The sequence below is a fragment of the Microbacterium sp. 69-7 genome, from assembly GCF_001897985.1.
GTDB classification, from domain to species: Bacteria; Actinomycetota; Actinomycetes; order Actinomycetales; family Microbacteriaceae; genus Microbacterium; species Microbacterium laevaniformans.
The window spans coordinates 8,419-15,405 of the sequence record NZ_MKRU01000073.1 but is presented as its reverse complement, the minus strand read 5'-3'; the positions used below and the strand labels follow the sequence as shown (position 1 = coordinate 15,405).

6 protein-coding genes are annotated in these 6,987 nt (G+C 72.1%); 3 read left to right on the top strand and 3 right to left on the bottom strand.

What is annotated here, in order from left to right; translation table 11 throughout:
- A partial coding sequence (locus BGN98_RS06795) for a cation:proton antiporter (protein WP_288120393.1) occupies positions 1 to 1,273 on the bottom strand: 1,273 nt, incomplete at its 3' end.
- A 7-nt stretch (positions 1,274 to 1,280) separates the two neighbouring features.
- Entirely contained in the window at positions 1,281 to 2,285 is a 1,005-nt protein-coding gene (locus tag BGN98_RS06790; protein ID WP_288120392.1) for a malate dehydrogenase, read from the bottom strand.
- A 44-nt stretch (positions 2,286 to 2,329) separates the two neighbouring features.
- Between BGN98_RS06790 and ypfJ the strand changes: the two genes are divergently transcribed.
- From ypfJ to BGN98_RS06775, 3 genes are all read left to right on the top strand, one after another.
- Positions 2,330 to 3,199, top strand: coding sequence for a KPN_02809 family neutral zinc metallopeptidase (gene ypfJ, locus BGN98_RS06785; RefSeq protein WP_061681050.1), 870 nt, complete (start codon positions 2,330 to 2,332; stop codon positions 3,197 to 3,199).
- Positions 3,196 to 4,173 (top strand): prolyl aminopeptidase, encoded by a 978-nt coding sequence (pip, locus tag BGN98_RS06780; RefSeq protein WP_081767936.1) that lies wholly within the window; start codon positions 3,196 to 3,198, stop codon positions 4,171 to 4,173. The genes ypfJ and pip overlap by 4 nt, the downstream gene beginning before the upstream one ends.
- Before the next feature lie 310 nt (positions 4,174 to 4,483).
- Positions 4,484 to 6,088 carry a DEAD/DEAH box helicase gene (locus tag BGN98_RS06775; protein ID WP_061681048.1) on the top strand — a complete coding sequence of 535 codons (1,605 nt, stop codon included), beginning with the start codon at positions 4,484 to 4,486 and terminating at the stop codon, positions 6,086 to 6,088.
- Positions 6,089 to 6,119: 31 nt separating this feature from the next.
- Here the strand turns inward: BGN98_RS06775 and BGN98_RS06770 are convergent.
- Positions 6,120 to 6,987, bottom strand: an 868-nt coding sequence (locus tag BGN98_RS06770; RefSeq protein WP_288120387.1) for a GMC family oxidoreductase, incomplete at its 5' end; no start/stop codon positions are given.

Genomic DNA, 6,987 nt, shown 5'->3' with positions numbered 1-6,987 from the left:
GCGGGGATGCCTGGTAGTAGTCCATGTCGTTCAGGACGCGTCCCACGCGGGCGCGCACACCCTCGACCCGGCGCTGAGCGGACGCCGCATCCGGCGTGCGCTGCGCCCATCGCCTCGCGACGCTCCCCGCCGCACGACCGGTCGTGCGGCGGACGAGTCCGCCGCGGCGCGGCGCCGCGTTCGGGTTCTCGCCCGGTTGCGGGCGCAGGTCGCGGAGGTCGCCCTTCTCGACGTCGAAGGCGTCCAGCCGATCGCTGAAGGCCTGCAGTCTGTCGCGCTGCATCCGGCGGGCGCGACGACCGATCAGCGTCACCAGCCCCGACACATACAGCGCCCGCACCGCGAGCACGATCGCGAGGGCGGCGAGGGCGAGGCCGATCCCCACGCCCACACCGCTGTGCTTCTGGACGTTGGCGCTGACGATGTCGCGCAACTCCAACCCCATGATGAGAAAGACCGCGCCCTCCAGCAGCAGCTCGAGCGTGTGCCAGTTCAGCTCGTCCGACACGCGCTGCTCGGGAGTCGACCATCGCGCGGCGCCCTGGCCGGCGGTGATGCCGGCGGCGACCGCCGCGACCAGTCCCGACCCGCCGAGGTGCTCCGTGGGCAGGTAGGCGACGAAGGGGACGATGAAGCCGACGGCGGTGTTCGCCACCGGCTCGCCGATCCACCGCCGCACCCGCAGGGTCAGCAGGCCCACCCCGACGCCGATCACGACCGCGACGAGCACGCCCCAGGCGAAGGCGCCGATCGTGCTCCCCAGCGAGAATCCTGCTGCGGATGCCGCGACGGCGCTGCGCAGCAGCACGAGCGCCGTCGCGTCGTTGAGCAGGCTCTCGCCCTCGAGCATCGTGATGACGCGCGGGGAGATGCCCAGTTTCTTCGCGATGGAGGTGGCCACGGCATCCGTGGGGCTGACGATCGCGCCGAGGGCCACCGCGAGGGCGAAGTTCAATCCCGGGATCGCGAAGAAGAACAGCGTTCCCAACGCGAGGGCGCTGATGACGACGAGGACGACCGCGAGTCCGGCGATCGGCACGGCGTCGCGGCGGAACTCGATCGCCGGCAGGCGCACCGCAGACGCGTACAGCAACGGGGGCAGGATGCCGACGAGGATCAGCTCCGGGGGCACCGAGAACTCGGGCAGCAGCAGTGAGGCGACGAGCCCGATCGCGACGAGGATGAGCGGGCCGGCGACACCCAGTCGGCGAGCGAGGACCGTCGAGACGCCGATGACCGCGATGCCGGCGATCAGCCACGTGAGGTCGGTCACGGTCGGCTCAGATCACGCCGAGGGCCCGCACCGCGTCGCGCTCGGCGACGAGCTCGGCGACGGAGACGTCCAGGCGGGCGCGGCCGCGAGCGTCGAGGTCGAGCCCTTCCACGACGCGGAAAGCCGTGCCATCGCTCGTGACGGGTGCCGAGGAGTACAGCCCCGCCGGCACCCCGTACTCGCCGTGCGACAGCACCGCCGCCGAGGTCCACTCGTTCGCCGTGCCATGGACGAGATCGTGGACGTGGGAGATCGCGGCGTTGGCCGCGGAGGCCGCCGACGACGAGCCGCGCACCGAGATGATCTCCGCCCCGCGCTTGGCGACGCGGGGCACGAAGACGTCGTCGAGCCAGGATGCCGCGGCATCCGCCCCGCCGAGCTTCTCCGCCAGCGCGTCGAGCACCGGACGACCGTCCACGCTCGCGTGGGCGACGTCCGGGAACTGCGTCGCGGAATGGTTGCCCCAGATGGCGACGCCCTGCACCGCCGCCACGGGCGCCTCCAGAGCGGCGGCGAGCTGGGCGAGGGCCCGATCGTGATCCAGCCGAGTCAGTGCGGCGAAGCGTTCGCCCGGGATGTCGGGCGCGGCCGCCGCGGCGATCAGCGCGTTCGTGTTCGCGGGGTTTCCCACCACCAGGACGCGGATGTCGCCGGCGGCGACCTCGTTGAGCGCCGCGCCCTGCGGTCCGAAGATGCCCGCGTTGGCCGCGAGCAGGTCGGCGCGCTCCATGCCGGCGCCGCGCGGGCGCGCCCCGACGAGCATTGCGAGGTTCGCTCCGTCGAAGGCGATGCGCGGGTCGTCGGTGATTTCGACATCGGCGAGCAGCGGGAAGGCGCAGTCCTGCAGCTCGAGCGCCGCGCCCTCTGCGCTCTTGAGCCCCTGGGGGATCTCCAGCAGGCGCAGTCGCACCGGGCGGCCGGCTCCCAGCATGTCGCCGGCGGCGATGCGGAACAGCAGCGCGTAGCCGATCTGTCCGCCGGCCCCGGTCACGGTGACTGTCGTGGCATCCATGTCTCGAGCCTACGGCGACGCGTCACGGGACGATACGGTGGGGCATGACGTTCAACAGCAATGCAGAGCTGGGAGGCACGACCGCACGGCGACGAGGCCGCGGGGGAGGTACCGCAGCCGTCGCCGGCGGCGGTCTCGCCGGGCTCGGCGGCATCGCCGTGCTGCTGCTCATCCTCTTCACCGGCGGCGACGTCACGAGCCTGCTCGGCGGCGCCGGCGGCACCGCGCAGGACTCGGCGATCCAGGGTTGCGACACCGGCGCGGACGCCAACGCGAACGACGACTGCCGCCTGGTCTTCGGGCAGAAGGCGCTCGACGGGTACTGGTCCACGCACGTGCAGGGCTACCGTGCGCCGCAGCTGATCATCGTCGACGGTGCCGCCTCGACCCGCTGCGGCACCGCCTCGAACGCGACGGGCCCGTTCTACTGCCCGCCCGAGGAGACCATCTACGTCGACCCGACGTTCTTCGGCGTGCTGCGCAGCCAGTTCGGCGCGCAGGCCGGCAGCCTCGCCCAGCTGTATGTCCTCGCCCACGAGTACGGTCACCACATCCAGCAGCTGACCGGCATCATGGACCGCTACCCGAACGACGGGACCGGCCCGGCCAGCAACGGGGTGCGCACCGAACTGCAGGCCGACTGCTACGCCGGCGCGTGGATCGCCGACGCGACGGAGGCGAAGGACGTCAACGGTGTCGCCTACCTCCAGCGGCCCACCGACGCGGAACTGCGCGACGCGTTGGACGCCGCGGCCACCGTCGGCGACGACAACATCCAGGCCCAGTCGGGCCGCGTCAACCCCGAGACCTGGACCCACGGCTCGAGCGCCCAGCGGCAGCGCTGGTTCACGGCGGGGTATCAGAACGGGCTCGGAGCCTGTGACACCTTCTCGGTGTCGGGAGGAGAACTGTGAACGGCCCCGCCCACCTGGACGACATCCTCTACCCCGACATCGAGCCGTACGAGAGCGGATACCTGCTGGCCGGCGACGGGCAGCGCGTCTACTGGGAGCAGTCCGGCAACCCCGACGGCAAGCCGGTCGTGTTCCTGCACGGGGGTCCCGGTTCGGGCACCTCCCCGTGGCACCGGCGGTTCTTCGACCCGGAGAAGTACCGGATCGTGCTGTTCGACCAGCGCGGCTGCGGAAAGTCCACGCCCCACATGAGCGCGCCCGACGCCGACCCGCGCTTCAACACCACCTGGCACCTGGTCGCCGACATCGAGCTGCTGCGACGCAACCTCGGCATCGAGACGTGGCAGGTCTTCGGCGGCTCGTGGGGCTCGGCGCTCGCGCTGGCCTACGCCCAATGCCACCCGGATGCCGTGAGCGAGATCGTCCTGCGCGGCGTCTTCACCCTGCGGCGGCACGAGCTGGAATGGTTCTACGAGGGGGGCGCCGCGGCGATCTTCCCCGACCGGTGGGAGAGCTATCTGGCACCGATCCCGGTTCTGGAGCGCTCGCGGCTGATCGAGGCGTATCATCGCCGGCTCACCGACCCGGATCCCGCCGTCCACGAGCCGGCCGCGATCGCGTGGACCACGTGGGAGATGTCGACGCTGACGCTGCATCCCGACCCGGACCTCGTCGCCTCGATGACCGATGCGGCCACCGCGGTCGCGTTCGCGCGCATCGAGAACCACTACTTCATGCACGGCGGGTGGCTGCGCGAAGGGCAGCTCATCGACGACGTCGGCGCGATCCGCGGCATCCCCGCGGTCATCGTGCAGGGCCGGTACGACATCTGCACGCCGATCATGACGGCGTGGGATCTGCACCGGGCCTGGCCGGAGGCCGAGTTCGTCGTCGTCGACGACGCCGGCCACGCGGCATCCGAGCCGGGCATCGCCCGCGCCCTGCGCGCCGCGACCGACCGCTTCGCCACCTGACACCCCACTCCCGCACGCCGTGTCCCACTTTCGGCGGCGGGTGTCCCACTTTCTGTCTCCCGAGCGGGGTGCGGGCGACAGAAAGTGGGACACCGGCGGGGTGGATGCCGTGGCCTCCGCCGCCGGAGAACCGGCGGCGCTGGTAGGCTGGAACCACTTGCGGCACCACTCGGGTGCCTCTCGCGTCGTAGAACGCTTCCCTCGCCGCCCGGTTCTGACCGGATGATCGGCTGACATTCTTCGTACGGCGACCCTGTGCGCATCCGCGCAGAGGCCACCGATCCGGGCCCCCGTGCCCAGAAACACCACCATGTCTGACATCACCTTCGGCGCGCTCGGCGTGCCCGCCCCCCTCCTCGACGTCCTCGCGAAGGACGGCAAGACCACCGCGTTCCCCATCCAGGTCGACACCCTGCCCGACACACTCGCCGGTCGTGACGTGCTCGGCCGCGGCAAGACCGGTTCGGGCAAGACGCTCGCCTTCTCCATCCCGCTCGCCGCGCGCCTCGGCGGTCCCCTCGCCGGCGGCACCCGCCGCTCCGGCCGAGTGCTCGGTCTGGTGCTCGCGCCCACCCGTGAGCTCGCGACGCAGATCAACGCGACCCTCGAGCCCCTCGCCGCCGCGTACGGCATGACGACGACCACCATCTTCGGCGGCGTCAACCAGAACCGCCAGGTCGCCGCGCTCAAGGCCGGCGTCGACATCATCGTCGCGTGCCCCGGCCGTCTCGAAGACCTCATCTCGCAGGGCTTCGTCAAGCTGGATGCCGTGGAGATCACCGTCATCGACGAGGCCGACCACATGGCCGACCTCGGGTTCCTGCCGTCGGTCACGCGCATTCTCGACAAGACCCCGCGCGACGGCCAGCGTCTGCTGTTCAGTGCGACGCTGGACAACGGCGTCGACAAGCTCGTGAAGCGCTTCCTGCAGAACGAGGTCCTCCACTCCGTCGACGAGGCGAACTCGCCCGTCGCCGCGATGACCCACCACGTGTTCCACGTCGGCGGCGTCGAGGAGAAGAAGGAGCTCGTGCGTACGCTCGCGTCGGGCACCGGCCGTCGCATCCTCTTCATGCGCACCAAGCACCACGCCAAGAAGCTCGCCCAGCAGCTGACCGCGCAGGGCATTCCGGCGGTCGACCTGCACGGCAACCTGTCGCAGCCGGCGCGCGACCGCAACCTCGCCGCCTTCAGCTCCGGCGCTGCCAAGGTGCTCGTCGCGACCGACGTGGCGGCGCGCGGCGTGCACGTGGACGACGTCGAACTCGTCATCCACGTCGACCCGCCCATGGAGCACAAGGCGTACCTGCACCGTTCGGGCCGTACCGCCCGCGCCGGCGCCGAGGGCTCGGTCGTCACCCTCGTGCTTCCCGGTCAGGAGAAGGACGTCAAGGACCTCCTGCGCAAGGCGGCGATCACCGCGACCCCCGTGCCCGTGACGCCGACCTCCCCGCAGGTCACCGCGCTCGTCGGCGAGGTCGCCCCCTACGTCGCGCCCGCGCCGAAGTCCGAGCAGCCCGGCCGTGGCCAGGGCGGCGGCGGTCGCAGCCAGGGAGCGAACGCGCAGCGCAAGCGCGCCGCGCGCGAAGGCGCCCAGGGCCAGGGCGGCGCTCGTGGTCAGGGCGGCCGTGGTGGCCGCGGCGCCGGTCAGGGAGCGCAGGCGGGTCAGCCCCGCACCGACCGTTCCGGTCGTCCGGCCGCCGAGCGCTCCGCCGCCGAGCGCTCCGCCGCCGGGCGCGAGCAGCGTCCTGCTCGCGACCACCGCCCTGCCGAGCGGTCGGCGCAGCCCGCGGCATCCGGAAACGCCCGCGCCACCGGCCGTCGTGCCTCGCACGGCGGTGGCACCGGCGGCGGAAAGCTCATGGTCGGCTCCGTCGTCCGCCAGAACGGCGGACCGCGACGCGCCGGGCGCTGATCTCGATCGCCCGCTGATCCGATCCGTGCGCTCAGATGCCGCGGATCAGATCGGCGGCGCGCTCGCCGATGACGATGGCGGGCGCGTTCGTGTGCCCGCGGATGACCGTCGGCATGACCGACGCGTCCGCGACCCGCAGGCCGTCGACGCCCCGCACCCGCAGCTCGGGGTCGACGACGGATGCCGCGTCGAGCCCCATCCGCGCCGTCCCGACCGGATGGTAGAGCGTGTGGGAGTAGCGCCGCAGAGACAGCTCGATCCGCTCCGCCGCGCTCATGCGCTCGCCACCGACCGGCTGCACCCAGCCGCCCGTCGTCACGGCGCGCAGTGCCGGGGCCTCGATGAGGCGCTCGCACTCCGCGAGGCCGGCGCGCAGGGTCTCGGCGTCGATGCCTGCGGGGTCGGTCAGATACGCGGGATCGATGATCGCGGCATCCGTCGGGTCGCTGGAGGCGAGGCGGATGGTACCGCGACTCCGCGGCTGCAGCAGGATCGCGCCCACCGTGATGCCCTCCGCGGGCGGCGGTACCAGGCCTTCGCCGACGTACGGCGCCGTCGCGAAGATGATCTCGATGTCGGGCAGGTCGGCGGGCGCGCCCGTGCGATCGGCCACGGCCGTGCGCACGAAGCCGTAGGCTTCGGCGACGTTGGAGCTCAGCATGCCGCGCCGGGCGCTCACATAGCGCGCGAGCTGAGCGGGCCGCCGCGCTCCGTACAGCGTTCCGCCGCGCGCCGCGGGCGCGAGACCGGCGACGAGATGATCCTGGAGATTCTGGCCCACCTGCGGTGCGTCCACGCGCACGGGGATGCCGTGGGAGACGAGGTGATCCTCGGGCCCGATGCCGCTCAGCATCAAAAGCTGCGGGGTGTTGATCGCGCCCCCGCAGAGGATGACCTCA

Bases quoted from the DNA above. Each gene is read 5' to 3' on its own strand.
- BGN98_RS06790 (WP_288120392.1), bottom strand. From the start codon at position 2,285: ATGGATGCCACGACAGTCACCGTGACCGGGGCCGGCGGACAGATCGGC.
- ypfJ (WP_061681050.1), top strand. From the start codon at position 2,330: ATGACGTTCAACAGCAATGCAGAGCTGGGAGGCACGACCGCACGGCGA.
- BGN98_RS06775 (WP_061681048.1), top strand. From the start codon at position 4,484: ATGTCTGACATCACCTTCGGCGCGCTCGGCGTGCCCGCCCCCCTCCTC.